Annotated in this window: 23 protein-coding genes and 2 tRNA genes; 13 read left to right on the forward strand and 12 right to left on the reverse strand. The window is 61.9% G+C overall.

What is annotated here, in order from left to right; translation table 11 throughout:
- The first annotated feature begins 73 nt into the window (after positions 1–73).
- On the forward strand, positions 74–541 hold the full coding sequence (locus tag FJ938_RS07740; RefSeq protein WP_140692541.1) for a peroxiredoxin: 468 nt from the start codon (positions 74–76) through the stop codon (positions 539–541).
- Positions 542–573: 32 nt separating this feature from the next.
- On the opposite strand, the gene FJ938_RS07745 is transcribed toward FJ938_RS07740, so the two are convergent.
- Positions 574–1,719: a GNAT family N-acetyltransferase gene (locus FJ938_RS07745; RefSeq protein WP_140692544.1), complete on the reverse strand. Its 1,146-nt coding sequence runs from the start codon at positions 1,717–1,719 to the stop codon at positions 574–576.
- Positions 1,716–2,723, reverse strand: coding sequence for a sterol desaturase family protein (locus tag FJ938_RS07750; RefSeq protein WP_181169032.1), 1,008 nt, complete (start codon positions 2,721–2,723; stop codon positions 1,716–1,718). Before FJ938_RS07750 ends, FJ938_RS07745 begins: the two co-directional genes overlap by 4 nt.
- Positions 2,724–3,015: 292 nt before the next feature.
- Here FJ938_RS07750 and FJ938_RS07755 point away from each other — a divergent pair, with 292 nt between their 5' ends.
- The 6 genes from FJ938_RS07755 to FJ938_RS07780 all read left to right on the forward strand — a co-directional run bounded on the left by FJ938_RS07755 (position 3,016) and on the right by FJ938_RS07780 (position 9,489).
- Complete coding sequence (locus FJ938_RS07755; RefSeq protein WP_140692546.1) at positions 3,016–4,320, forward strand: M23 family metallopeptidase; 1,305 nt, start codon at positions 3,016–3,018, stop codon at positions 4,318–4,320.
- 271 nt (positions 4,321–4,591) lie between these two features.
- Positions 4,592–5,758: an ROK family transcriptional regulator gene (locus FJ938_RS07760; protein WP_140692549.1), complete on the forward strand. Its 1,167-nt coding sequence runs from the start codon at positions 4,592–4,594 to the stop codon at positions 5,756–5,758.
- Positions 5,755–6,519 (forward strand): ATP-binding cassette domain-containing protein, encoded by a 765-nt coding sequence (locus FJ938_RS07765; protein WP_140692552.1) that lies wholly within the window; start codon positions 5,755–5,757, stop codon positions 6,517–6,519. The genes FJ938_RS07760 and FJ938_RS07765 overlap by 4 nt, the downstream gene beginning before the upstream one ends.
- Before the next feature lie 39 nt (positions 6,520–6,558).
- Entirely contained in the window at positions 6,559–7,599 is a 1,041-nt protein-coding gene (locus tag FJ938_RS07770) for a sugar ABC transporter substrate-binding protein (RefSeq protein WP_140692554.1), read from the forward strand.
- A 110-nt stretch (positions 7,600–7,709) separates the two neighbouring features.
- Entirely contained in the window at positions 7,710–8,705 is a 996-nt protein-coding gene (locus FJ938_RS07775; protein ID WP_140692557.1) for an ABC transporter permease, read from the forward strand.
- A 13-nt stretch (positions 8,706–8,718) separates the two neighbouring features.
- Complete coding sequence (locus FJ938_RS07780) at positions 8,719–9,489, forward strand: SDR family oxidoreductase (RefSeq protein WP_140692560.1); 771 nt, start codon at positions 8,719–8,721, stop codon at positions 9,487–9,489.
- A gap of 136 nt (positions 9,490–9,625) precedes the next feature.
- Here FJ938_RS07780 and FJ938_RS07785 read toward each other — a convergent pair.
- A tRNA-Asp gene (locus FJ938_RS07785) sits at positions 9,626–9,702 on the reverse strand.
- A 216-nt stretch (positions 9,703–9,918) separates the two neighbouring features.
- On the opposite strand from FJ938_RS07785, the gene FJ938_RS07790 reads away from it, so the two are divergent.
- Positions 9,919–9,994 (forward strand) — tRNA-Val (locus FJ938_RS07790).
- A 9-nt stretch (positions 9,995–10,003) separates the two neighbouring features.
- Here FJ938_RS07790 and rbsK read toward each other — a convergent pair.
- The 3 genes from rbsK to ugpC are packed head-to-tail and all read right to left on the reverse strand — an operon-like array spanning position 10,004 to position 12,476.
- Positions 10,004–10,942, reverse strand: coding sequence for a ribokinase (rbsK, locus tag FJ938_RS07795; protein ID WP_140692562.1), 939 nt, complete (start codon positions 10,940–10,942; stop codon positions 10,004–10,006).
- Between the two features lie 4 nt (positions 10,943–10,946).
- Positions 10,947–11,399 (reverse strand): RbsD/FucU family protein, encoded by a 453-nt coding sequence (locus FJ938_RS07800; RefSeq protein ID WP_140692565.1) that lies wholly within the window; start codon positions 11,397–11,399, stop codon positions 10,947–10,949.
- Positions 11,400–11,426: 27 nt separating this feature from the next.
- Positions 11,427–12,476, reverse strand: a complete 1,050-nt coding sequence (gene ugpC / locus FJ938_RS07805) for a sn-glycerol-3-phosphate ABC transporter ATP-binding protein UgpC (RefSeq protein WP_140692568.1) — start codon at positions 12,474–12,476, stop codon at positions 11,427–11,429.
- Between the two features lie 293 nt (positions 12,477–12,769).
- Between ugpC and FJ938_RS07810 the strand changes: the two genes are divergently transcribed.
- The 3 genes from FJ938_RS07810 to FJ938_RS07820 all read left to right on the forward strand — a co-directional run bounded on the left by FJ938_RS07810 (position 12,770) and on the right by FJ938_RS07820 (position 16,578).
- Entirely contained in the window at positions 12,770–14,437 is a 1,668-nt protein-coding gene (locus tag FJ938_RS07810) for a sugar ABC transporter substrate-binding protein (protein WP_140692571.1), read from the forward strand.
- A 90-nt stretch (positions 14,438–14,527) separates the two neighbouring features.
- Positions 14,528–15,649 carry a sugar ABC transporter permease gene (locus FJ938_RS07815; protein ID WP_140609473.1) on the forward strand — a complete coding sequence of 374 codons (1,122 nt, stop codon included), beginning with the start codon at positions 14,528–14,530 and terminating at the stop codon, positions 15,647–15,649.
- An 11-nt stretch (positions 15,650–15,660) separates the two neighbouring features.
- The gene (locus FJ938_RS07820; protein ID WP_140692574.1) at positions 15,661–16,578 is read left to right on the forward strand and encodes a carbohydrate ABC transporter permease; all 918 of its coding nucleotides are present in this window, start codon (positions 15,661–15,663) and stop codon (positions 16,576–16,578) included.
- A 115-nt stretch (positions 16,579–16,693) separates the two neighbouring features.
- Here the strand turns inward: FJ938_RS07820 and FJ938_RS07825 are convergent, their stop codons facing one another.
- On the reverse strand, positions 16,694–17,437 hold the full coding sequence (locus FJ938_RS07825; protein ID WP_140692577.1) for a creatininase family protein: 744 nt from the start codon (positions 17,435–17,437) through the stop codon (positions 16,694–16,696).
- Positions 17,438–17,440: 3 nt separating this feature from the next.
- Positions 17,441–18,007, reverse strand: coding sequence for an SIS domain-containing protein (locus tag FJ938_RS07830; RefSeq protein WP_140692580.1), 567 nt, complete (start codon positions 18,005–18,007; stop codon positions 17,441–17,443).
- Positions 18,008–18,171: 164 nt separating this feature from the next.
- On the opposite strand from FJ938_RS07830, the gene FJ938_RS07835 reads away from it, so the two are divergent.
- Positions 18,172–19,194 carry an aldo/keto reductase gene (locus FJ938_RS07835; RefSeq protein WP_140692583.1) on the forward strand — a complete coding sequence of 341 codons (1,023 nt, stop codon included), beginning with the start codon at positions 18,172–18,174 and terminating at the stop codon, positions 19,192–19,194.
- A gap of 84 nt (positions 19,195–19,278) precedes the next feature.
- On the opposite strand, the gene FJ938_RS07840 is transcribed toward FJ938_RS07835, so the two are convergent.
- The 4 genes from FJ938_RS07840 to clpP form a co-directional block, all read right to left on the reverse strand.
- Positions 19,279–19,551 carry an HU family DNA-binding protein gene (locus FJ938_RS07840; RefSeq protein WP_140609483.1) on the reverse strand — a complete coding sequence of 91 codons (273 nt, stop codon included), beginning with the start codon at positions 19,549–19,551 and terminating at the stop codon, positions 19,279–19,281.
- Positions 19,552–19,747: 196 nt separating this feature from the next.
- On the reverse strand, positions 19,748–22,159 hold the full coding sequence (lon, locus tag FJ938_RS07845) for an endopeptidase La (protein ID WP_140692796.1): 2,412 nt from the start codon (positions 22,157–22,159) through the stop codon (positions 19,748–19,750).
- A gap of 272 nt (positions 22,160–22,431) precedes the next feature.
- Entirely contained in the window at positions 22,432–23,706 is a 1,275-nt protein-coding gene (clpX, locus tag FJ938_RS07850) for an ATP-dependent Clp protease ATP-binding subunit ClpX (RefSeq protein ID WP_140609487.1), read from the reverse strand.
- 295 nt (positions 23,707–24,001) lie between these two features.
- Positions 24,002–24,631 carry an ATP-dependent Clp endopeptidase proteolytic subunit ClpP gene (gene clpP, locus FJ938_RS07855; protein ID WP_027028064.1) on the reverse strand — a complete coding sequence of 210 codons (630 nt, stop codon included), beginning with the start codon at positions 24,629–24,631 and terminating at the stop codon, positions 24,002–24,004.
- A 340-nt stretch (positions 24,632–24,971) separates the two neighbouring features.
- On the opposite strand from clpP, the gene FJ938_RS07860 reads away from it, so the two are divergent.
- The gene (locus FJ938_RS07860; protein ID WP_140692586.1) at positions 24,972–25,562 is read left to right on the forward strand and encodes a hypothetical protein; all 591 of its coding nucleotides are present in this window, start codon (positions 24,972–24,974) and stop codon (positions 25,560–25,562) included.
- Positions 25,563–25,564 lie beyond the last annotated feature (2 nt).

A 25,564-nucleotide genomic window follows, 5' to 3' on the forward strand; every position in this document is an offset into this window, starting at 1 on the left:
CGCTCGTGGACGAATCCCCGGTCGACACTATATCGGTGTGGCTTCGCGCGTAACCTCAAACAAGGGCATCGGTATGGCTGACCTCGACGTGGGTGATCTTGCGCCGCAATTCGACCTGCCGCGGGATGGTGGCGGCTCGCTCAGCCTTGCCGCATCCGCCGGCAAGCCGGTGGTGCTCTATTTCTATCCGCAGGACGACACGACGAGTTGCACGCAGGAAGCAATCAGCTTTTCACAGCTGAAACCGGAATTCGAGAAGGCCGGCGCCGTCGTGATCGGCCTGTCGCCCGATCCCGTCAGGAAGCACGACAAGTTCAAGTCGAAATACAACCTCACCATCGACTTCGCCGCCGACGAGGAGCGCAAGGTGATCGAGGCCTACCATCTGTGGGTCGAAAAATCGATGTATGGCCGCAAATACATGGGCGTCGAGCGCGCGACGTTCCTGATCGGCCGCGACGGCCGGATCGCCAGGATCTGGCGCAAGGTCCGGGTCAAGGGCCATGCCGAGGAAGTGCTCGCGGCGGTTCGCGCCCTTTGAGCGCGGCGATGCCACGTTCACACGAGCCGGCCTTACTCGTCGGGTGTTTCCGCCTTCGGCTGCCGCTGCGCCCGCCAGGATTTCGCAACATGGTTCGCATGATCGGCCAGCGCGGCGAGATGGCCGCGCAGACCGCGCGCGCCCATCATCGACCATAGCGTGACTGATTGCGTGGCGAAGCGGCGCTTGAAGTCCTCGCCGCCGCAGAGAAAGTCAACCTTGGCCAAGCCGCGGTCGAGCGACCACTGGATATAGTCCATCATCAGCACCATACCCGGCGAGGCGCGCTCGTATTCGGGATCGTAGGTGGTGACGAAAGCCATCATCGTGCCGTGCTGCTCGAAATTGATGGAGACGGCGATAATCGTGCCGTCAAGCTCCAGCACGAAGATGCGCAACAGCCCGAGCTCGGCCAGCACGGAAACAAGCGCGGCGAGAACGGGCGAGCCCTCGTCGAACAGGTCCGAGACGCGGCCATGCCGGGCGAGCCAGAGGCGCTTCAGCGCAGCAACCCGCGCGAGCACAGGCTCGCGCGGCTCGTCCGCATCCAGCAGGCGGAAACACAATTCGCCGCCTTCCCCCATGAACTTGCGGCCACGACGGTAGTTTTGCCGGGCCTTCTTGGACAGCGTCTCGAACCATTTCGCCCCACCCTGCCAGGGACCGGCGACACGGTAGCTGATTTCGCTGCGGTGGTTGGGCCGTAGCGCCTTGCCATGGCGCGAGGTCGGGTTCAGCAGAGCACGAACACTGGCATCCGGCAGCAGACGGTTGAGATAGATCAGGTCGAATCCACCCTGATCAAGAACATACTGCCAGAGCCGGGAGAGCGCTTGCGGGTCGTTGTCGGGAGCCAACAGCGCGTCGCCATAGTCGCTGTGATCCTTCGCCGCCCATTCGAGCATGCGGATGCCGGAGCGCTTGAAAGTGGCGAGCGCAATCACGCCATCGAGCCGGTCGCCGTTCCAGGCCAGTCCGATCCTGAGCGTGCGCAGTTCCTGGTGCGGGGTCGTGCGCCACCAGGCCGCGATCCATTCTGGGTGCTGGAAAACCAGCCCGCCGACGCGCCGCCAAAGTGCGCTCCAGGCCGGCGTGATCTCGGCCAGCCGCTCCGCCGATGTTACGACTTCGAAGGTGCGTGTCGGCGGGATAGCGAGCACGAAAGGAGGAGCGTTCATGGCCGTGTCCCTTCCGATGATCGTGAGGTCCGTGGTTTTCCAGGGCGCATGCGCCTGGCGATATGCCTCCACATCCGCTTCAGCGGCATGACATAGAGGCCTGCGAGCGACTGATAATCGCGCACATCGCGGTCGATCAGTCCGAACTTGAAGTCCTCGTCGGGCTTCGGCACGTACAATGTTCCGAACAGCCGGTCCCAGAACGAGAACAGCAGGCCGAAATTCTTGTCGTAGTGGCGTGGATCGGTGCTGTGATGCAACTGGTGCCAATGAGGACACAGGATCACATTGTTGAGCCGGCCGAACGAGATCTTGAAATGCGTGTGCCTGACGAAATCCATCATCAGGATGTTGCGCATGACATAGACGTTCACGCCAAAGACGGTCAGTTCGACAAGGTTCAGCGAGATCAGCGACCAGATGCCGAAGCAGACTCCCACGATGAGGCCGTCCCAAGCCCGATTCATCAGCTCGTCGAGCGGGTGGACCCGGTCCTTGGTGATCCCGACCATCACCTCGGCCGAGTGATGCACCTTGTGCAACTCCCAAAGCAGCGGATAGCGATGCTGGGCAACATGATAGAGATAATAGGAAATGTCATAGGCAAGCAGCATGGTGATGGTGAAGATCAGCACCATCACCGGCCCCGCCGGCCCCTCGACCAGAGGCGGCTGGAATTGGAAGAGTGTCGAAAACAGCCAGTTGGTTGCGTAGCCAACCGCAGTGACGAAGACAATGCCGGCAGGCAGCATCAGGAAGGGCATCAGGGCCTTCTTCGTCACCCAGAAAAGCAGATCGGCCTTCGCCGAGGGATGGGTGATGACCTCGTGCGGGATGACGAACTCGAAAAACTCCTTCCAGCTCTTATTCTCGACCGTGCGCCAATAGGCCACGAGCGCACTGACAAAGGCAGTCAGCAGCAAAAGCCCCGTCGCCAGCAGACCAGTGCCCGAAATCCTGTCGAGGATCTTGCCAACCAGATCGCTCAGTATTCCCACCGCCATGATGAATCCCAAATCCCGGCACGCTTTTACTCGAAAACCGTCAACTAAAAGCAATCGAAAACAGTTAAGAAACTAACCCCTATCGCGCGAGCGACAGTCGCTTCTCCTGCCAGCACATGGGTGCCGATCATCAGGGATTTCGCGACACCGGGGCCTCAAGTTGGCGGTCTTCATGCAACCTTCCGCCCGCGCGGCGTGCATTCGTTGCCACGCATTCGGTCCGGCAAGCCTTTGTTAACCCTAATAATGTGTAATCCAGCTGTCGTGGTGTCGTAAACGAAAGCTTGGTCCCGTGAACGCAACCGGTCAGTCCGCAGTCTTCGGCAGGCGCAAGGAACCCTACACGGTCATCATCGCACGGGGCAACGAGATCCGGCACTTCACGATCCGGCCCTGGCTCGCGGCATTCATCGGTTCCGCGCTGGCCGCCATCGCCATCGGCTACCTCCTGGCCACGTCCTATCTCGTGCTGCGCGATGACCTGATCGGCGCCACCACCGCGCGCCAGGCGCGCATGCAGCAAGCCTACGAAGACCGCATTTCGGCGCTTCGTGCGCAGGTCGACCGCATCACCAGCCGGCAGCTTCTCGACCAACAATTGATGGAGACCAAAGTCAGCGAACTGCTTGAACGCCAGACGCAGCTCAGCCAGCGTCACGGCCGTCTCGGTCCGCTGCTCGAACGCGCCGAGAACGAGGTCGGAGCGGTGCCCGCCGAGGATCCGGCAACGGCTGCCAAGACTGACAAGCGCGCCGAGGTGACCGGCAGCATCAACCAGCCGGCGCGGAATTATGCGGTCGCCAGCCTGAGCGCCGACCTGGGCGCTGCCGATACGAGGCCGTTCTCCCTGTGGTCGACCCGCACCGATCCGCTGCCCAGCGATTCAGCCGCCGATCGTGCCGACAAGCTGTTCGTCTCGATCAATCAGTCGCTGAAATCCATCGAGAACGACCAACTCACCCGCATCAGCACGCTCGCGGACAATGCCTATAGAAGCGCCGATGCCATCCAGCAGGCGCTGCAGGCGGCCGGACTGCCGGTCGACAACGATTTCGGCAAGAACGAAAGCGATGTCGGCGGACCGCTGATCCCGCTCGACAGTTCAATGATGTTCGACAGCAAGGTCAAGGAACTGGACGAAGCGCTGGACACGCTTGATCATCTCAAGAACGAAGCGCGCCAGCTGCCGCTTGCCAACCCCGCTCCCGGCCATTCCGTCACCAGCCCGTTCGGAGTGCGCACCGATCCCATCCTCGGCACCGCCGCGCTGCATTCGGGCATGGATTTCAGGGCGCCCATCGGCATGGTCGCCCGGGTCACCGCGCCCGGTGTCGTCACCAAGGCCGGCTGGAACGGCGGTTATGGCCGCATGGTGGAAGTCGATCACGGCAACGGTTTTGCGACCCGTTATGGGCATCTGAGCGAAATCGACGTCAGCGTAGGCCAGAAACTTGACGCAGGCGCCATCATCGGCAAGACCGGCAGCAGCGGCCGCTCGACCGGCCCGCACCTGCACTATGAAGTCCGCCACAATGGCGAGGCGATTGATCCTCTGCACTTTCTCACAGTCGGCAAGAAGGTCGCACAGTTTCTCTGAGGCGCTGGTCTGTTCGTCCGCCTGGGAATTCAGAACAGTCTGCCCCGCTCCGCGGCCAATCCGGCGAGCCGGTTACTCCTCATCCATGCGGCCTCCGTTTCGACCGACCGGCGGACGACTGGCCCCACGACCATGGCAGTATCGTCAACCCCCACTGCGACCGCGCCCCGGTGAACATGCATTTCATCGGTGTTAGGCTCGATCTATTTTTGAATTCCATTTGACTGAATAAATCTTTGGTGCGAACCTTGCGTCAACCGAGGGCGCAAGCATGGCATTGCGGGGGACCAATCAGGAGTTCGGGCGGCCTTACAACCGGCGCATCGTGCTGGAGTCCATCCGCCGGCACGGTCCCATTGCGCGTGGCGACATCGCCACACATGTCGGCCTCACCGTCCAGACGGTGTCGACCATCGTTCGCGAACTGGAGGAACAGGGCTATATCCTGTCCCTGCGCGAGGAGCCCAAGGGACGCGGGCTGCCTCCGGCGACGCTGCGCATCAACCCGGAAGGTGGCTATGCCGTCGGCATCCACCTGACGCCGCTCGGCATCGGTGCCGCTCTGACCAACTTGAGCGGCGACGTGGTCGAAAGCACCTACCGCGAAGCCCCCAATGTGACGCCGGACCATGCCTTCGACCTGATCGGCGCAATGGTGGTCGAATTGACCAGATTGCGGGTCGGCGGACGGGTTCTGGGGGTCGGCATGGCGCTGCCTGGGCCGTTCGGTGTGGAATCCATGAGTTTTGTTGGCCCGACCACCATGACCGGCTGGAAGGACGTGGCGCTGCGCGAGCGGCTGGCGGCCTCGACCGGGCTGCCGGCCTTCTTTGAGACCGACATGGCGGCGGCCGCGATGGGCGAGCGTCTCTACGGGCTCGGCGCTCAATTCTCCGAATATTACTACCTCTATTTCGGCGTCGGCCTTGGCGGCGTCATGGTCCATGACGGCGGCGCGCTGCGCGGCGCCTGGGGAAATGCCGGCGAGATCGGCCATATCCCGGTCGTTCCCGGTGGCGAGGCTTGCCCCTGCGGCAACCGGGGTTGCCTCGAACGATACCTGTCGCTCGAGGCGCTCCGGCGCTGGAACGGCAGCGAGGCCGATTGGGTCGCGCATGTCGCGCCGATCTTTCACAATGCCATCGCTATCATCGAGAACCTGTTCGACCCCGAAACGGTCATCCTCGGCGGGCTGGCGTCCACGGATCTGCTCGAGCGGCTGGCTGGTTCCACCAACGGCCTGCACAACTCCGTTTCCGCGCGCAAGGACCGGACGACGCCGCGGGTCGTGGTCGCGCGCGGCGGTCAACATTCGGTGCTGCGCGGCGCCGCCGCCCTCGCGGTTTCCGGAGTGCTTTCGCCCCGCTTCGGCCAGATGTTCGCGGCCGAGCGCGAACGCGGTCGCGATCTTCTGACAATAAAGGAGATCGCGGCATGAGCGAACCTCTGCTGGTGCTCGACAACGTCACCAAGAACTATGGCGCGATCGAAGCGCTGAAGGGGATCAGCTTTTCCATCGGCAAGGGCGAGGTGGTGGCGCTGCTCGGCGACAATGGCGCCGGCAAATCGACGCTGGTCAAGATCATCGCCGGCGGGCTGGAGCCGACCTCGGGCCGCATGCTGTTCGAGGGCAAGGAGTTTCTTGCGAGGTCCCCGGCGGAAGCCAAGGCGGCGGGCATCGAGACCGTCTACCAGGACCTGTCGCTGTGCACCAATGTCGATGTGGTGGCCAATTTCTTCATGGGCCGCGAGATCACCAGGAAGGTGCTTGGCATTCCCGTGCTCGACGAGCGTGCCATGGAGGCCGTCGTCGGGAAGGCGCTCGCCAGCGCCGGCACCCGCATTCCGTCACTGCGCACCAATGTCGAGCACCTCTCGGGCGGCCAGCGGCAGGCCATCGAACTCAACCGCTTCGTGCACTGGGGCGGCAAGCTGGTGCTGCTCGACGAGCCCTTCGCCGCCCTTGGCGTCGAGCAGACGCGGCGCGGCCTCGACATGATCCGCCAGGTGGCGAGCCAGGGCATCGGCGTCGTCATCATCACCCATATCATGCAGCAGGCCTTTCAGGTCGCCGACCGGATCGTGGTGATCCGGCAGGGTGTCGTGGCCGGCGATGTCGCCAGAAACAAAACAAGTCCCGATGCGGTGATCAACATGATCACCGGGGAGACGCTTGCCGGTGCCGGACCGACAGGCTGAGGGACAAAGAGGGGTCCGGCTTAACAGGGAGCCAATGACATGAAGAGAATATTTCTTGCTGTCTTCGGTATCCTGGCACTGGCCTTTGCCACGCTCACGCCGGCATTCGCCCAGTCCAAGGGTACCGTCTACTATTTGGTGCCGACTTTGCTGGATGAATTCCAGACCGGCTCCGTGACCGCGCTGGAACTGTTCCTGAAACAGGTCGGCTATGAGATGAAAACGCTGAACGCCGACAACAAGACCGACGCGCAGCAGTCGCAGATGAACGACGTCATCGCACTGAAGCCGAAGGCGATCATTCTGGCCGCCGTCGATTTCAACGCGCTGAAGCCATCCATCGAGGCGGCGCGTGCCGCCGGCATCCCGGTGGTCGAGTTCGACCGCCAGATCACGTCGACGCCTTCCGATTTCACCTCGGTGGCGGGCACCGTCGAGATCGGCCACATCGCCGCCGACCAGGCCGAGAAGCTGCTGAAGGCGAAGAACGGATCGGTGAAGGGCAAGGTCCTGCAGGTGCTCGGCGATCCCGGCGATCCCTATACGCTCGACATCCAGAAGGGCTTTGAGGAGAAGATGAAGGCGTTCCCGGACGTCAAGATCATCTCGCTCCCGGCCATGCAGTGGGAGGCGAGCAATGCCGGAACCATCGTCGCCGACCAGATGCTGGCCAATCCCGACATCGACCTGATCTTCAGCCACGCCGCGCATCTATCGGTCGCCGCCGTCGCCTCGCTCGAGGCCGCCGGCAAGAAGCCCGGCGACGTCATGCTGATGAGCTCGAACGGCGCGCCGGTCGGCCTCGACCTGATCCGCAAGGGCTGGCTCAACGTCGAAGTCGAGCAGCCGCTCTACGCGCAGGCGGCGGCGGTCGCCATGTTCATGGACAAGGTCGCCAACAAGCAGGAGATCAAGCCCGGCGACTATGACGTTCTGGGCCTGAAATCGGTCGTGACCAAGGAAGCCTGGGGACCGAACATCAAGATTCCGGGTGCCGCCATCACCAAGGAAAACGTCGACAATCCGGCCTTCTGGGGCAACCAGAAGGCGCCGGCGGATACCGTCAAGGCCGTCGAATAGGTGAGATGACGAAACGCTCCGGGCCAACGGCCCGGAGCACCTCCCCGCAACTTCAATCCGTGCACGGTCCCGATTGAAATTTGGGGCCATGCCGCCAGCCGGATCATGCCATGAACCCCCGCACACGCCATGCCTTGGAGTTCGTCCTCGACAACCTTGTCTGGTTCATGCTGGTCTTCGTGCTGGTGGTGTTCTCTATCTTCATCCCGAACTATTTCCAACTCGGCATCTTCGCCAACATCATCGAAGCCTCGAGCGTGCTGGGCGTGATGTCGATCGGCCTGGCGCTGGTCATCATCGCCGGCCACATGGACCTGTCGGTCGAATCTGTTGCCGCGCTCAGCGCCATGGTGGTTGGCATCCTGTTCTGCTCATCGGGCATCGGCCTTGGCATCCAGTTGCACCCGGAATGGCTGATGGTTCCGGTGTCGCTGCTACTGGCGCTGGCCGTCGGCGGCCTCATCGGCGCCTTCAACGGGTTGCTCGTCGTCAAGGTCAAGATGAGCGCCTTCATCATCACGCTGGCGTCCTACATCTGGGTGCGCGGCCTGGTGCTGGTCATTTCGGGCGGCCGCTCGGCGCAGGATCTGGCGCCTTCCATCCGCTGGTTCGGTATCCAGCGGCTGATCGGCCTGCCGCTCACCGCCTGGATCGCCATTGCCTGTTTCGTCGTCTTCTCGCTGATCATGGCCAAGACGCCCTTTGGCAGGCACCTGGTGATGATCGGCGGCAACGAAACCGCTACCTTCCGCGCCGGCATCCGGGTGAACCGCAACCTGATCATCGCCTTCGTGCTCGCCGGCGCCATCGCCGGGCTCGCCGGCTGGCTGCTCGCGATCCGCACCTCCGGCGCCACCGCCAATCTTGGCGTTGGCCTGTTGTTCAATGCCTTTGCCGCGGTCGTCATCGGCGGCGTCAGCCTGAAAGGCGGCGTCGGCACCCTGCCCGGCGTCTATGCCGGCGTGCTGCTGCTCTCGGCCATCAACACCGCGATCAATCTGATGGGCCTGCCCGCCAACTTCACCCAGGTCATCCACGGCCTGCTGGTGCTGGCCGCGGTGCTGCTCGACGCATTCAAGCAAACCATTCGCCAAAGACTGGCATGACAGGACGGCTCGCATGACCGGACGACTGAAAGACAAGGTGGCGCTGATCATCGGCAGCGCGCGCGGCATCGGCAAGGGTATCGCGCTGCGCTTCGCCGAAGAAGGGGCAAGGCTGGTGCTCGCCGACACCGAGACCGAGGCCGGGCAAGCGACGGCGAATGAGCTCGGAGCCCCTTTCGTCCGCACCGATATCTCGCAAATGCGCGATGCCGAGGCGGCCGTGGCTCTGGCGCTGGAGCGCCACGGCCGCCTTGACATCATCGTCCAGAATGCCGGCATCTATCCCTGGCAGTTGATCGAAAACACCAGCGCCGACGACTGGGACCGCGTCATGGCCGTCAATTTGCGCGGCACCTTCAATGCCAGCCGCGCGGCCCTGGTGCCGATGAAGGCGCAGCGCTTCGGCCGCATGCTCTACACCTCATCGATCACCGGCCCGCATGTCACCAGTCCAGGCCATGGTCACTATTCGGCCAGCAAGGCAGGAATCAACGGCTTCATCCGCGCCGCCGCGCTCGAATTCTCCGGCTACGGCATCACCGTCAACGGCGTCGAACCGGGGAACATCCTCACCGAAGCCATCAAGCAGCACCGTGGCGCCGCCTATATCAAGAACATGGAGGATTCCATCCCGCTCGGTCGGCTCGGCAGCCCGCGCGACGTCGCCAATGCCTTCCTGTTCCTCGCCTCGGACGATGCCAGCTACATCACCGGCACGACCATTGTCGTCGATGGCGGGCAGCTGTTGCCGGAGGGTAAGGATTTTCGGATGGCGCCGCCATGATCGGTGTAAGTTTATGGAGGATTTATGAGAAAGCAACTGGCCTCAGAGAGAACCTGAGCCGAACTTTCATGGAAAGTTCCTGACATTCAACGTCGACATTTCTCCCAAGCCAAGGGCTTGTTACCCCTAGGAGAAATGGCGCGAGTGACGGGGCTCGAACCCGCGACCTCCGGCGTGACAGGCCGGCACTCTAACCAACTGAGCTACACCCGCGCATTGACGAGCACGTGTCAGCCGTGTTCGTCGTTGGGGCGCTGGATAAGGGGTTCGCCACCGGGTGTCAAGCGCACCAAACCATCATAACAGCAAACTGGAGAAGGTTTTTTGACAGCCGGCGTTTTGTTCGCAAATACGGCCTGCGATCAGGGCGTTGACTGTCATTTGGCCTTGCGAAGCCGGTCCCGACCGCTTAAAGGTCCGGCCCGGAGCGGGCGATTAGCTCAGTTGGTAGAGCGCTTCGTTTACACCGAAGATGTCGGCGGTTCGAGCCCGTCATCGCCCACCATTCAAGCCTTCAAACTTCTTTAACCTTCGCCAGCAGCGCCTCGACCTCCTGCAGTGCCGGCATCGACGGCGCCGTGCCGGGTCGCGTCACCGAAATGCCGGCGACGGCACAGGCGAATCGCACCGCTTCCAGCGGCTCCACGCCTCGCGACAGCGCGGCGGCAAGGCCACCGTTGAAGGCGTCCCCCGCCCCCGTGGTTTCGACCACTGGACCTGCGTTGATCGCCAGGATGTGCTCGGAGCGATTCTTCGTGTGCAGCAACGCGCCCTTGTCGCCCAGCGTGACGATGACCGTGCCGACACCTTTTTCGAGCAGCTTTCCGGCGGCGGCGCGGGCGTCGTCGACCGAGGAGACCTTCATTCCGGTCAGTTCCTCGGTCTCTGTCTCGTTGGGCGTGAGATAGTCGCAGAGCGCATAGATGCTGTCGGGAAGCTTGGCGGCGGGGGCGGGATTGAGGATGGTCGTCACCCCTGCCCCGCGCGCGATCTCCAGTGCCCGCATCGCGGCATCGATCGGCTGTTCGAGCTGGGTGACAAAAACGCCGGAGCCACCGACCAGGGCGGCATTGGCCTCGATGTCACCGGGCGAGATCAACATGGCGGCGCCAGGGCTGACGATGATGGCGTTGTTGCCGCTTCCCTCCTCGACGAAGATGTAGGCGGCGCCCGTGTAGCTGTCCGGCGTGTCGATGACGGCGCTTTTCACACCGGCATCCTTCCAGGTCCGCCTGGCCATGTCGGCGAAGGCATCGACACCAAGCCTTGTCAGAAAGGTGATGTCGGCGCCGAGCTTGCCGGCAGCCACGGCCTGGTTCGATCCCTTACCGCCCGGCCCAAGCTTGAAGGAGTTGCCGAGGATCGTTTCGCCCATGCGGGGCTGGCGATCGGCGCGATAGGCGGTGTCGGCGACAAAGACACCGAGGATGATGATCGGCGTGCCCGAAGCCATGCCGCTACTCCGCATCCGGCGGCACAACGCCCTTGCGGAAGGCGAAGCAGCCATAGAAGCGGCGCTCGCCGGTCTGGATGACGCAATAGGCCTGCTTGGCGCGCTCGTAGAAGGCGTAGCGCTCGACCGGCAGCATCGGCCAGGATTTGCCCTCGGCCTCGTCGATCTCCTTTTGCACCTCTTTCTGCACCGGCGGAATCTCGTCCGGCTTGCCGACGATCTCCATGCGGGCGGCGGAATCGTCGACGAACGTGTCCAGCGGGTAGAGCGACAGCACCGCCTTGACCACTTGCGCCGCCGACGCTTCGATGCGCAGCAGCCGGCCGAGCGCCGTCTGGCGTGCCACCGAATCGGACGGGAAGTTGGTATCGGCGATGATCAGGTCATCGCCATGGCCCATTGCCCGCAATGCCTGGAGCACATCGGCATTGAGCAGCGGATCGATCCCTTTGAGCATGATGGTCCTCGTGAACTCCGTTTAAGATCAGAGACGCGTGCCGGTCTCGGCGTCGAACAGATGGATGTGGTCCAGCCTTGGCCGGAGCTTTAACGTATCGCCGGGCCTGAAGTCATGGCGCTCGCGAAACAGCGCCACCATCTCGCCTTCGCCGAAGCGGAGAAACACCAGCGTCTCCGAGCCGGTCGGCTCGACCACCGAAATCTTCGCCGGCACGCCGTCGGGGTGGATTTCGAGATGTTCGGGCCGCACGCCGTAGACGACGCCACGCCCCTCCTCGACGACATTGTTGGGAACCAGCGGGAACATCGTTCCGGCAATGTCGACGCCGCCCTTGCGCATGACGCCCTTGAGCAGGTTCATCGAAGGTGAGCCGATGAAGCCGGCGACGAACAGGTTCGCCGGCCGGTCGAACAGATCCAGCGGCGCGCCGACCTGCTCGATGTGGCCATCGCGCATGACGACGATCTTGTCGGCCATGGTCATGGCCTCGATCTGGTCGTGGGTGACGTAGATGGTGGTGGTCTTCAGCCGCTGGTGCAGTTCCTTGATCTCGGTGCGCATCTGCACGCGCAGCTTGGCGTCGAGATTGGAGAGCGGCTCGTCGAACAGGAACACCTGCGGGTCGCGCACGATGGCGCGGCCCATGGCCACGCGCTGGCGCTGACCGCCGGAAAGCTGCCGGGGGTAGCGCTTCAGGTAAGGGTTGAGGTCGAGGATGTCGGCGGCCCGCTTGACCCGCTCGGCGACCACGGCCGGATCGGTTTTCCGCAATTTGAGGGCAAACGCCATGTTCTGCTCCACAGTCTTGTGCGGATAGAGCGCATAGTTCTGGAACACCATGGCGATGTCGCGTTTTGCCGGCGGCAGATGATTGACGACGCGGTCGCCGATCGCGATCGTGCCGCCCGAGACGGTCTCCAGCCCGGCCACCATTCTGAGCAATGTCGACTTGCCGCAACCCGAGGGACCGACCAGCACCACGAACTGACCATCCGAAATATCGACGCTGACTTCGTGCAGAACCTTGACGGTTCCAAATGCCTTGGCCACTTTGCTGATTGTGACTTGAGCCATATCTCCCCCATCGGCTCCACTGGCCGTAGGCGCAGAAGCTAACCAACGCGACCTGCCAGGGCAAGTCGGTCTCTTATAGATAAAAACCTGTTCTCGTTGACACGGCGTTTGGTTGTGAGAATAGTGATGGGCGCTGGTCCGAACGCTGGTTTCCCGAACCGCAAAATCGGAATTTCAATCGAGCAGGTGGGGGCCTGCGTATTTCGTTTCCGAGCCGGGAGAATCGTTGGCGCTCCAATGCCTGAGAAGTTTGGCTACATCCGTTCACGCAGATATTCTGGGAGGAATAATCGATGAGAATAGGTCTTTACGAAAAACTGGTCAGCGCTGGTGCGACCAGGCGTGACATATTGAAGGGCGCTGCCAGCATGGCGGCGATCGCGGCGGCATCCGGTGCAGGGCTCGGCGCCTTGACGCGCCCTGCCTCCGCGGCAAGCGAACTTCGTGCGAAAATCCTGCAGATTCCCGGCGTTGGCAAAGGCCAGCCGACCGATGCCGATTTCCAGAAGGTCGGCGAGCTCTGCCTCGACGCGACCAAGGCAAATGTCAAGCAAGGCGAGTTCGCCGGCGTCGAGCTGACATTCATGGGTCTCAACAACCAGAACCTGCACAATGTGCTGTTCCGCGGCTTCCTGAAGCCGTGGGAGGCCTATACGGGCGCCAAGATCAGCTGGATCGACCTGGCGCAGGCTGATTACAACGCCCGCCTGCAGCAGTCGATCGCCACCGGCACCGTCGACTTCGACATCATCGAGATGGGCGCGCCCTTCGAAGGCGATGTCTGCGGCAAGGGCCTGACGTCGGAGATGCCCGACTGGGTCAAGAAACAGATCGATTTCGACGATCTGGTCAACTATCTGAAGCCGCCGGTCGGCACGTGGGACGGCAAGCAGTATCGCGTGACCATCGATGGCGACACGCACAATTTCAATTACCGCACCGATGTGTTCGCAGACGCGGACCTTGCCAAGCAGTGGAAGGATGGCGGCGGTGAGGGCGAATGGGGCGTGCCGAAAACCTGGCAGCAGGTGCAGGCCGTGACCAAGTTCCTCAAGGGCAAGAAGTTCAAGGGCCAGGATGTCTATGGCTATCTCGATGCACCCAAGCCATGGGGCGGTTTCGGTTTCTACTTCCTGGGCAGCCGCGCCACCGCCTACGCCAAACACCCCGACGACAAGGCCTGGCTGTTCGACGCCGACACGATGAAGCCGCGGATCAACAACCCTGCCTGGGTGCGCGCCATCCAGGACGTGATCGACGCTCTGCCCTCCGAACCCGCCGACCAGATCAACGCCGACCCGAACACAACCGCCTTCCAGCAATTCCTGGCCGGCACGGGCTCGATGATCCCCTGGTGGGGCGACGTCGGCTCGAACGTCAAGACCAATGATTCATCGGTCATCGGCGATGTCACCGGCTTCTCGATCCTGCCGGGCTCCGACGATGTCTACAATTCCAAGACTGGCAAATGGGAAAAGCTGGCCAGCGGTCCGAACTATTCGCCGAACTGCGCCTATCTCGGCTGGGGCGTCTATGTCATGGCCCGCGTCGACAAGGACGAAAAGAAAAAGAAGGCGGCCTGGTCGGCCGCCGCCCATCTCGGCGGCAAGGACCTGTCGATCTGGACGGCAATGTATCCGTCCGGCTTCCAGCCCTACCGCAATTCGCACTTCGACATTCCGGAATGGGTGGCCGCGGGCTACGACGAAGCCTTCATCACCTCCTACCTCAAGTCGGAAGGCGATAGCTACAACCATCCCAACGCGGCGATCGAGCCGCGCATCCCCGGCATCTTCCAGTATTACAGCGCCGCCGAGGACATTTTGGCCAACACCTTCGCCGGCAAGATGAAGGCACAGGAAGGTGCGGATGCCATCGCCGCAGCCTGGGAAAAGCTGACAGACCAGATCGGCCGCGAAAAGCAGATCAAGCTTTATAAGGCTTCGCTCGGCATGGCCTAATGCCCATACACACCATGGTCCGGCGGGCGATCCGCCGGACCATGTCTGACCTCCGGCCATCGCGGAACTTTCTAAAAACGGGCGAGATTTGTGGCTGACCAGACTTCGACCGCACACCAGTGGCCGGCTGACGCCGTCCCTTATGATCTGATCCCGCCGGGCCGCAAACGTCTCGGCTGGGCGCTGATGACAATCGCCACGTTTGGCTTGCTAGCGACCATCGTGGTGCAGATCCTCTACAAGAGCGAAATCGATACGATCGGCTTCGAGACGTGGCGTCCTGTCGTCTATGCCTATGTGTTGTGGGGCGTGGCACTCGGCATCGGCCAGGTTCTGACGCGTGGCGAGGACGGCCAGCGCGCGCTGTTCCTGTTGCCGGCGCTGCTCTTCACCATCGCCATGGTGATCTTCCCGACGCTGTTCGGTTTCTACATAGCGCTCACCGACTGGAATCTCAGTTCCTTCAGTGGCCGCAGGTTCAACGGGCTCGACAATTTCTGGCAGATGCTCGGCGATCCCTACTACCGCAACGCGCTGTTCAACATGGTGCTCTATGTGCTGGCGGTACTGGTCGAATATGTCATCGCCTTCGGGCTGGCGTTGTTGCTCAACGCGCAGATCCGGGCGCGAAAATTCTTCCGCGTCGTCTTCCTGATGCCGCTGATGCTGTCGCCCGTGGCGGTGTCCTGGATGATCGGCAAATCACTCATGGAGTACCGGTTCGGACCGGCGGCAACGCTGGCACGCCATCTCGGCTGGGACAATCCCGCCTTCTTTTCCGACCCGATCACCGCGCGCATCTCGATCATGCTGCTTGATGCCTGGACCTTCATTCCGTTCATGATGATCATGCTGCTCGCCGGCCTGCAGGCAATGTCGCGCGAGGTGCTCGAGGCGGCGCGCGTCGACGGCGCGACCGCATGGCAGACCTTCTGGCAGGTCACCTTCCCGCTGATGCTGCCGGTGTCGGTGACGGCGGTGATCCTGCGCATCATCTTCAAGCTGAAGCTTGCCGACATCATCATCACGGTGACGTCGGGCGGCCCGGGCGGTGCGACCGATTCCGTATCGAGCTTCATCTACCGCGAATACCGCGACCGCTCGAATGTCGGCTACGGCACCATGCTGGCGATGGCCTATCTCGTCATCATCGTCGTGTTCGTGACCTGGCTCTTGAAGCTTGCCAACCGCTTCGTGCGCAACGTCAACTGAGTGGCCGGATCATGAGCGTTCAGACCACCGACTATACCGCCTCCGAAATCCGCTCTCCGGCGAGCTTCATCACCAGCCGCGTCTTCATCTACGGCGCGCTGGTGTTCTGGGCCTTCATCTGCCTGTTCCCGATCTACTGGACGATAACGACCTCGTTCAAATCGGCGGTCGACGTCACGCAAGGGCATCTCATCCCCTTCATAGACTTCCAGCCGGACTGGAAGGGTTGGCGATCGCTTGGCCTGTCGCCGGATTCGATTTCCCAGACCTCCACGGTGCGTGACGAATTCTTCAAGCGCTTCATGAATTCGGTCATCACCTCGGTTGGCGCGTCGAGCCTCGCCATCATCATCGGCAGCCTCGCCGCCTACAGCCTCACGCGCTACCGCTATCGCTTCGCCTGGTTCAAGAACGAGGATATCTCGTTCTTCTTCCTGTCGCAGTTGATCCTGCCGCCTGTGGTGCTCGCCCTGCCCTTCCTGGTCCTCTACCGGGAGGTCGGCCTGCTAGACACGCGCGTCGGGCTGATCCTGCTCTACACGCTGATGGTGCTGCCGATCGTCATCTGGATCATGCGCGACCAGTTCAACTCGATACCGGTCGAACTGGAGGAAGCAGCACTCGTCGATGGCCTGTCGATCTGGGGCGCATTCTTGCGCATCGTCATGCCGATCGCGCTGCCGGGCATGGTCGCCGCCTTCATCCTGGCGATGGTGCTGTGCTGGAACGAGTATTTCTTCGCCGCCCTTTTGACCTCGACCGATGCCAAGACCATCCCGGTGATGGTGGCGAGCCAGACCGGCTCGCAAGGCATCAACTGGTGGTCGATGGCGGCCCTTGCCACCGCGGCCATCGCGCCGCTGGCGGTCATCGGCATCGCCCTGGAACGCTATCTGATCATGGGCATGACAGCGGGAGCCGTGAAATAGGCCGGATAGGCGTGACGGCGAAGCACCGGGGCGCGTGCAACATCCGGGTCGGCTACAAGGGCACGATCGCTACGCCGAAGGGCCTCATGCCGAGCGCCTGGCTGAGGACAAAAGGCTAAGCCTTCAGGATCGTGCGCAGGTGATCCATGATCATGGCGACGCCCTTGTGCCCGAGTTCCGCCGACGCATCCTTGGCGCTCGCCGTATACCAGCTCTTGTTGTCGGCGAAGTGCGCCGCGTCAACAGCCTCCGGATATAGCGCCAGCATCAATGACGTCTCGCCGATCCCGGCATGATCGAACGGATACTTGCCATTCATAGCGGCCGGCATCAGTGGATGCACCTGCACCCAGTTGAAGACATTCTCACCCTGGGCATGGCCGGCATAGTAATCGGTCATGGTGTTCGAACCCCACCAGCCCTCGCCGCGCTCCTTTTCGAGAAATCGAAAGATGGCCTGCCGGCCCGCGGTCTTGAAGGCCAGATCGGTCGGCATGCCGGCGGCGAAATTCTCGGTCTGGTGGTGGATGATGGCGTGGATGTTGCGGAAACCGATGCGCAGCAGGCTGTAGAACAGCTCCTCGCCGAATGGCGCCAGTTGATTGCCGCCGACCTGCACCGAACCACTGCCTTCCGGGGGTGCCACCGCGTAACTCGCCGCGCCATAGTAGAAAGGCGGCAGGATGACGATGTGCCTCTCCTTTTCGAACAGTTCCAGCGTCTTGATGACGGCCAGCGTGTCCATGCCGACGGCCATGTGCTCGCCATGGTATTCCAGCACGCCGAGCGGCAGAACGACCGGCCAGTTTTCGGCGATCGCCTTGCGGATCTGGTGCGGCAGCATCAGTTCATAGCGCATGATCTATTCCATGTTGGTGTGGCGCGCGCGCATGGCTTCAGGCGACGCACCGGTCAGGGCTTTGAGCTTCAGCACCATCACCTCGAACAGCAGGAACAGCGCCCCCTCGAATAGCGAGCCCATCGGCAGCACCGAAGTCCTTTGCGGTCCCTGGTCATTGGCCATGGTCTGGGCCGGGATGAGCAGCGTGGCGTCAGCCAGCCGCGCCGCACTACCACCAGACTGAGCGGTCAGCAGCAGATTTGTCGCGCCGGCTTCGTGCGCGACGCGCATCAAGGTGAGCACCGTCGAGGTTTCTCCCGGCCCGGAACTGGCCAGGAAAACATCGCCCGGCCCCAGCGGCGGCGTGGTCATGTCGCCGACCACCGAGACCGGCAGTCCCAGATGATATAGCCGCATGGCAAAACCCTTGACCTGCAGGGCCTCGCGGCCGCAGCCATAGACGACGATCCGCCCGGCATCGGCCAACATATTGCACGCGGCATCGATGCGGCCTTCATCCACTCGCGCCAGCACGGCGCCAAGTTCGTCGAGCGCGGTTCTGAACAGGTTTTCGTTCTGGTCGCTCACGGCAAACCCGCGCTCGAAATCATCCCGGATTTTTCCACGAACAGCTTGATTTCGTTCATGCTAGCAACGGCGAAAATGCATGTCCAACGCTGTGCAGCGCTTTTGCCGGGCCACAGGCGTGATAATGTCATGTCAGACAAATCAACCCGGGACACCTCTAAGATATGAAGACACGGCATTTCGACCGCATCGGCAATGGCGGCATCACCTTTACAGAACTCGGCTTCGGCACCGCGCCGCTGGGTAATCTCTATCGCGCCGTCTCGGACGAGGATGCCAATGCAACGCTCGACGCCGCTTGGGCGACCGGCTGCCGCTATTACGACACCGCGCCGCTCTATGGGCTTGGCCTATCCGAAACACGCCTCAATCCGTTCCTGCGCTCGAAGAAGCGCGACGACTACGTGCTGTCGAGCAAGGTCGGACGCCTCATGCGCGCCTGCCCGCCAGAGCAGCGCACAGGCATAGGCAAGTTCTTTGACACGCCGTCGCGTCAGGAGGTGTACGATTACAGCTATGACGGCATCATGCGCTCATTCGAAGCCTCGCTCGAACGCTTGGGTGTCGACCGGATCGACATCCTGTTCGTGCACGATGTCGACATTTTCACCCATGGCAGCAAGGAGGCGTCCGACCGGCGCATCGAGGAGTTCATGCGCTCGGGCTATTACGGGCTGCTGTCGCTGCGCGACCAGGGCGTCATCAAGGCCTTCGGCGGCGGTATCAATGAATGGCAGGTTGCCCAGACACTGGCCGAGCGCGGCGATTTCGACCTGTTTCTGCTGGCCGGACGCTACACGCTGCTCGAACAGGAGGCGCTGACGTCCTTCCTGCCGCTTTGCCAGAAACGCGGCATCGGCATCGTTCTCGGCGGCCCCTTCAATTCCGGCATCCTTGCAACGGGACCAAAGCCCGGCGCCTACTACAACTATTCCGAAGCGCCCAAGGACATTCTCGACCGGGTCGCCGGCATCGAAGCTGTCTGCAAACGCCATGGCGTGCGGCTGATCGAGGCGGCGCTCAAATTCCCGCTGCTGCACCCCTCGGTCGTTTCAGTGATCCCCGGCGGCCAGCGGCCGAGCGAAGTAGAAAGCAACCGGGCGCTGCTCGACGCGAAACTGCCCGCCGCCCTCTGGGCCGACCTCAAACAGGAAGGTCTGATGCGTGCGGATGCGCCAACCGCATGACAATCATCCGCCTCCAGGCAGAGATAAAAAGGAAAAGCCGGGGAGCCCGGCTTTTCTGGTCTCTGAAAAAAGAAAAAAACGCGCTTAGTTGACTGCGTCCTTGAGGCCTTTGCCGGCCGAGAACTTCGGCACGGTGCGTGCCGGGATCTGCACTTCAGCGCCGGTCTGCGGGTTGCGGCCGGTCGAAGCCGCACGCTTTGACACGGTGAAATTGCCAAAGCCGACAAGCCGTACATCGCCGCCCTTCTTCAGTTCGCCGGTGATCACGGAAAATACCGCATCGACCGCCGACTGCGCGTCACCCTTCGAAATGCTCGCGGTGTCGGCGACAGCGGACACCAGTTCGTTCTTGTTCATAAAAATTCCCTTCCATGAGAACGCCGGAACATACGACTCATCCGGCAGGAAACGGACTTTAGAAAGAAGCGTTCCCGCAACCAAGTCGAAAAGCCCGGGAAAAGTGGAAAAAAGCCCGGAAATCCGGGGATTTTAACATGAAAAAGCCGGGCGCGAGGCCCGGCTTTCTGTTTGTGCGCTGCAACTTTAGCAGACTCTAATGCGCAAGCGACTTTCCAGCGTCATCCGCCGTGTCAGTCGCGGCCGGGGGATTGACGGGCTCGACCCATTCGATTGGCTCGGGCATGCGCACCAGTGCGTGGCGCAACACTTCGCCGACCCGCGAGACCGGAATGATTTCCATGCCGTTCTTCACGTTGTCTGGAATCTCCGCCAGATCCTTGGCGTTGTCTTCCGGGATCAGCACCTTCTTGATGCCGCCGCGGAGCGCGGCAAGCAGCTTCTCCTTGAGGCCACCGATCGGCAAGATGCGGCCGCGAAGCGTTATCTCGCCAGTCATTGCCACATCGGCGCGGACCGGAATACCCGTCAGAACCGACACGATAGCCGTAGCCATGGCGGCGCCAGCAGACGGGCCGTCCTTCGGCGTAGCGCCTTCCGGCAAGTGCACATGGATGTCGCGCTTGTCGAACAGCGGCGGCTCAATGCCGAAATCGATCGCCCTCGAGCGGACATAGGAGGCCGCCGCCGAGATCGATTCCTTCATCACGTCGCGCAAATTGCCGGTCACCGTCATGCGGCCCTTGCCGGGCATCATGACGCCTTCGATGGTCAGCAGTTCGCCGCCGACTTCCGTCCAGGCAAGACCGGTGACCACACCGACCTGATCGTCAGCCTCGACCTGGCCGAAGCGGAAGCGCTGGACACCGAGGTAGTCGGCGAGGTTCGCCGCCGTGATGTTCACCGTCTTCTTCTTCGTCTTCAGGATCTCGGTCACCGCCTTGCGCCCAAGCTTCATCAACTCGCGCTCCAGGCTACGGACGCCCGCTTCACGGGTGTAGGTCTGGATGATAGCGCGGATCGCGTCCTCGCCGATGGAGAATTCCTTCGGCTGCAGGGCATGGTCACGCACCACCTTGGGCAGCAAGTGCCGCTTGGCGATTTCGATCTTCTCGTCCTCGGTGTAGCCGGCGATACGGATGATCTCCATGCGGTCCATCAAGGGCGCAGGGATGTTCAGCGTGTTCGCCGTCGTCACGAACATCACGCTCGACAGGTCGTATTCGACCTCGAGGTAATGGTCCATGAACGTCGAGTTCTGCTCGGGATCGAGCACCTCGAGCAGCGCCGACGATGGATCGCCACGGAAGTCCTGGCCCATCTTGTCGATCTCGTCGAGCAGGAAGAGCGGGTTGGACTTCTTCGCCTTCTTCATCGACTGGATGACCTTGCCGGGCATCGAGCCGATATAGGTGCGCCGGTGGCCACGGATCTCGGCCTCATCACGCACGCCGCCAAGCGCCATGCGGATGAATTCGCGGCCGGTCGCCTTGGCGATCGACTTGCCGAGCGAGGTCTTGCCGACGCCGGGAGGGCCGACGAGGCACAGGATCGGCCCCTTCAGCTTCTTCTGGCGGCTCTGAACGGCGAGATATTCGACGATGCGGTCCTTGACCTTGTCGAGGCCGAAATGATCGGTGTCGAGCACGTTCTGCGCATAGGCCAAATCCTGCTTGACCTTGGAGTTCTTGCCCCACGGTATCGACAGCAGCCAATCGAGATAGTTGCGCACAACGGTCGATTCAGCCGACATCGGCGACATTGTCCGCAGCTTCTTCAGTTCGGCTTCCGCCTTTTCGCGGGCCTCCTTGGAAAGCTTGGTCTTCTTGATGCGCGCCTCGATCTCGGCGGCCTCGTCGCGGCCGTCCTCGCCTTCGCCGAGCTCCTTCTGGATCGCCTTCATCTGCTCGTTGAGGTAGTATTCGCGCTGGGTCTTCTCCATCTGGCGCTTGACGCGCGAGCGGATGCGCTTCTCCACCTGCAGGACGGAGATTTCGGCTTCCATGAAGCCCATCGCCTTTTCCAGCCGCTCCTTGACCGAGAGCGTGGCCAGCATCTCCTGCTTTTCAGGGATCTTGATGGCGAGATGCGAGGCAACCGTATCGGCGAGCTTGGAATAGTCGTCGATCTGGCTGGCGGCACCCACCACTTCGGGCGAGATCTTCTTGTTCAGCTTGACGTAGTTCTCGAAGTCGGTGACGACCGAACGCGCCAGCGCCTCGACCTCGACCTCTTCCTCTTCCGGCTCGACCAGCGCCGTGGCGCGGGCCTCGTGGAAGTCGGGGCGGTCGGTGAAGGAGACGATTTTCGCGCGCGAGGCGCCTTCGACCAGAACCTTGACGGTGCCGTCGGGCAGCTTCAACAATTGCAGCACATTGGCGAGCGTGCCGATGTCGAAGATGGCATCGGGCTCGGGATCGTCATCGGCGGCATTCATCTGGGTGGCAAGCAGGATCTGCTTTTCCTGACCCATCACCTCTTCCAACGCCTTGATCGACTTTTCACGCCCAACGAAGAGCGGAACGATCATATGCGGGAACACCACGATGTCGCGCAGTGGGAGGACTGCGAAGACGCCGTCGCTGGGAGCCTTGGATATTTTGGCCATTGTCCAACCTTTCATGTCGCGGTCGCCATCAGGCCAACCGCGAATCTCATATTAACGACCGGGGATCGTTCCGCCTACCACCGTTTGTGACGGGAGTTTTACAGCACAGAAATCGGGCACCTCGGCCTTCTCGTGTTAGGTGGATGCAAGAGGGGCAAAGATCAAGAGTTAACATCGCCGCAATCCACTCCAGTGCAAAGGTCGCATGCCCTCACAGCAAAACGGCGCCGCGAGGGCGCCGTTCCATAAAAAACATCGGATCAAGTGCGATATCACGCGCTGACGTTGCCCTTCTTTTCCTTCTGTTCGGAATAGATGTAGAGCGGCCGGGCGCTGCCGGTCACCACTTCTTCCGAAATCACCACTTCGCGCACGCCTTCGAGCGCGGGCAGTTCGAACATGGTGTCGAGCAGGATCGCTTCCATGATCGAACGCAGGCCGCGCGCGCCGGTCTTGCGCTCGATGGCGCGCTTGGCGATCGCCGACAAGGCGTTCTCGTGGAACGTCAGGTCGACATTCTCCATCTCGAACAGCCGCTGATACTGCTTGACCAGAGCGTTCTTCGGCTCGGTCAGGATCTGGATCAGCGCCGGCTCGTCGAGATCCTCCAGCGTCGCCAGGACCGGCAAACGGCCGACGAACTCCGGAATGAGGCCGAACTTCAGCAGATCCTCCGGCTCGACAAGCCGGAACACATCACCGGTGCGGCGATCCTCGGGCGAAGCGACGATGGCGCCGAAGCCGATCGAGGTCTTGCGGCCGCGATCCGAGATGATCTTGTCCAGGCCGGCAAACGCGCCGCCGCAGATGAACAGGATGTTGGCTGTGTCCACCTGCAGGAATTCCTGCTGCGGATGCTTCCTGCCGCCCTGCGGCGGCACGGAGGCGACCGTGCCTTCCATGATCTTCAGCAGCGCCTGCTGCACGCCTTCGCCCGACACGTCGCGGGTGATCGAGGGATTGTCGGACTTGCGCGAAATCTTGTCGATCTCGTCGATGTAGACGATGCCGCGCTGGGCGCGCTCGACATTGTAGTCGGCCGACTGCAACAGCTTCAGGATGATGTTCTCGACGTCCTCGCCGACGTAACCGGCCTCGGTCAGCGTCGTGGCGTCCGCCATGGTGAAGGGCACGTCGATGATGCGGGCCAGCGTCTGCGCGAGCAGCGTCTTGCCGCAACCGGTCGGGCCGATCAGCAGGATGTTGGACTTGGCCAGTTCGACATCGTTGTTCTTGCCGGCGTGCGCGAGGCGCTTGTAGTGGTTGTGGACCGCCACCGACAGCACACGCTTGGCGTAGGGCTGGCCGATGACGTAGTCGTCGAGAACCTTGAGGATCTCCTGCGGTGTCGGCACGCCCTCGCGCGACTTCACCATCGAGGTCTTGTTCTCCTCGCGGATGATGTCCATGCAGAGTTCGACGCACTCGTCGCAAATGAAGACTGTCGGACCAGCGATCAGCTTACGCACCTCGTGCTGGCTCTTGCCGCAAAACGAGCAATAAAGCGTGTTCTTGGAATCACCGCCGCCGGTATTGTTCGCAGGCATTTTCATGTCCTTTCATGGCCGCCCGCCGATGGTCTGGCTGAAAGGGCGTAACTTCAATCTATCGCGGGAATCCGCCGCCGCCAGTGTCCCGGCTCCCGCAACGTATTCCGTACGAAACACAAATCAGAAAACGTGGCAATGATTCGCAGCACCCCACACAAAGCTAAGCCGTCGAAAATCAACATAGCCTTAACGTAGGCAAATCCCAATCCCCGAGGGAACAGCCAATTGTGGCCGAAATGCCGCAAGACGCGCCAAAAGCGCGTGATGGTGCCATCCAGCTGCCAATTAGCCTTTATGCCAGCGCCCCTTCGGCCGCCTCGCGCGACGAAATGACCTTGTCGATAAGGCCGAAATCCTTCGCCTCGTCGGCGGTCATGAAATGGTCGCGATCGAGCGTCTTCTCGATCTCGTCATAGCTCTTGCCGGTGTGCTTGACATAGACCTCGTTGAGGCGGCGCTTCAGCTTGATGATGTCCTGGGCGTGGCGTTCGATGTCGGACGCCTGGCCCTGGAAGCCGCCGGACGGCTGGTGGACCATGATGCGCGCGTTCGGCGTGGCGAAGCGCATGTCCTTGTGGCCAGCGGTCAGGAGCAGCGAGCCCATCGAGGCGGCCTGGCCGATACAGAGGGTCGACACGGCCGGCTTGATGAACTGCATGGTGTCGTAGATCGCCATGCCCGAGGTAACGACGCCACCTGGCGAATTGATGTAAAGGTTGATTTCCTTCTTCGGATTCTCGGCTTCGAGGAACAGAAGCTGCGCGCAGACCAGCGTCGCCATGCCGTCCTCGACCGGTCCGGTGATGAAAATGATGCGCTCCTTGAGGAGGCGCGAGAAGATGTCGTAGGCCCGCTCGCCGCGATTGGTCTGTTCGACCACCATCGGAACGAGGTTCATGTAGGTTTCGACAGGGTTCTTCATCAGTTATCTCTTATCTCGCGGTGGGGTTCCGGCGCCGGGAATGCTGGCAAGTCGGGAAGAATCGGTTCTGGATCGCTGTTCCGTAGATAGGATGCCGGCTCATCCTTGTGCAAGGCCGACCCGTCCTAGCCATCTGGGTAAGGCGAATCAAGCTTTACGGCCAGGATTCGTTGCAATGACAGCCTCCGCCGTGCCACAGCCGCACAATCAACCCGCCGCCAACGTAGCAATTTCTTAACCGCGTCACTTAACGAGATGCGGGAAACCGCTTTTCTCCAGGACCGCTTACCCTACAATTCAATGTTGAACTTGTGCCTGCAGTTCAAACAGGGGGAATGTGATGCTCAGCAGAAGCGCGTCCTTCGCCGTTGCCGGGCTGGCAATGCTCGGCACGACGTCGCAGACGGCAGCCGGTGGCCGCGCTGTCGAGTGCTATGAACCGGTGCGCGCACCGGCCGTCTACGACACGGTCTATGAAGACGTGATGATAAGCCCGCCGGGCCAGCAGGTCGACTACACCCCACCCATCTATGGCACGCGCGAACGCGTGGTGATGACCGTTCCGACACAGGTGAGCTACGAAGTCGTGCCCGCGATCACCCGCACCGTCTACCACACCGCGAAGGTCGATGGCGGCGGCTATTCCTGGGAGTGGCGCGTCATCCATGGGCGCCGCGTGCTCTGCAAGATCTGGCACAAGGCGCGCTACGAACGCGTCGCCGAGACGGTGGTGATCCAGCCGGAACGTACCCGCCGCATCGTCATCCCGGCGCAATATGACCAAATCGCCGAGGAAGTGCTGGTGCAGCCGGAGCAAAGGCGCGTCACCGATGTTCCTGCGTCCTACCAGACCGTCGCGCGGCGCGTGCTGGTGCGGGAAGGCTCTTCGGGCTGGCGGCGCGTGCATATTCCCCGGCATTGCCAGGACTAATT

The sequence above is a fragment of the Mesorhizobium sp. B2-4-14 genome (genome assembly GCF_006442155.1).
In the GTDB taxonomy this organism is placed as follows: domain Bacteria; phylum Pseudomonadota; class Alphaproteobacteria; order Rhizobiales; family Rhizobiaceae; genus Mesorhizobium.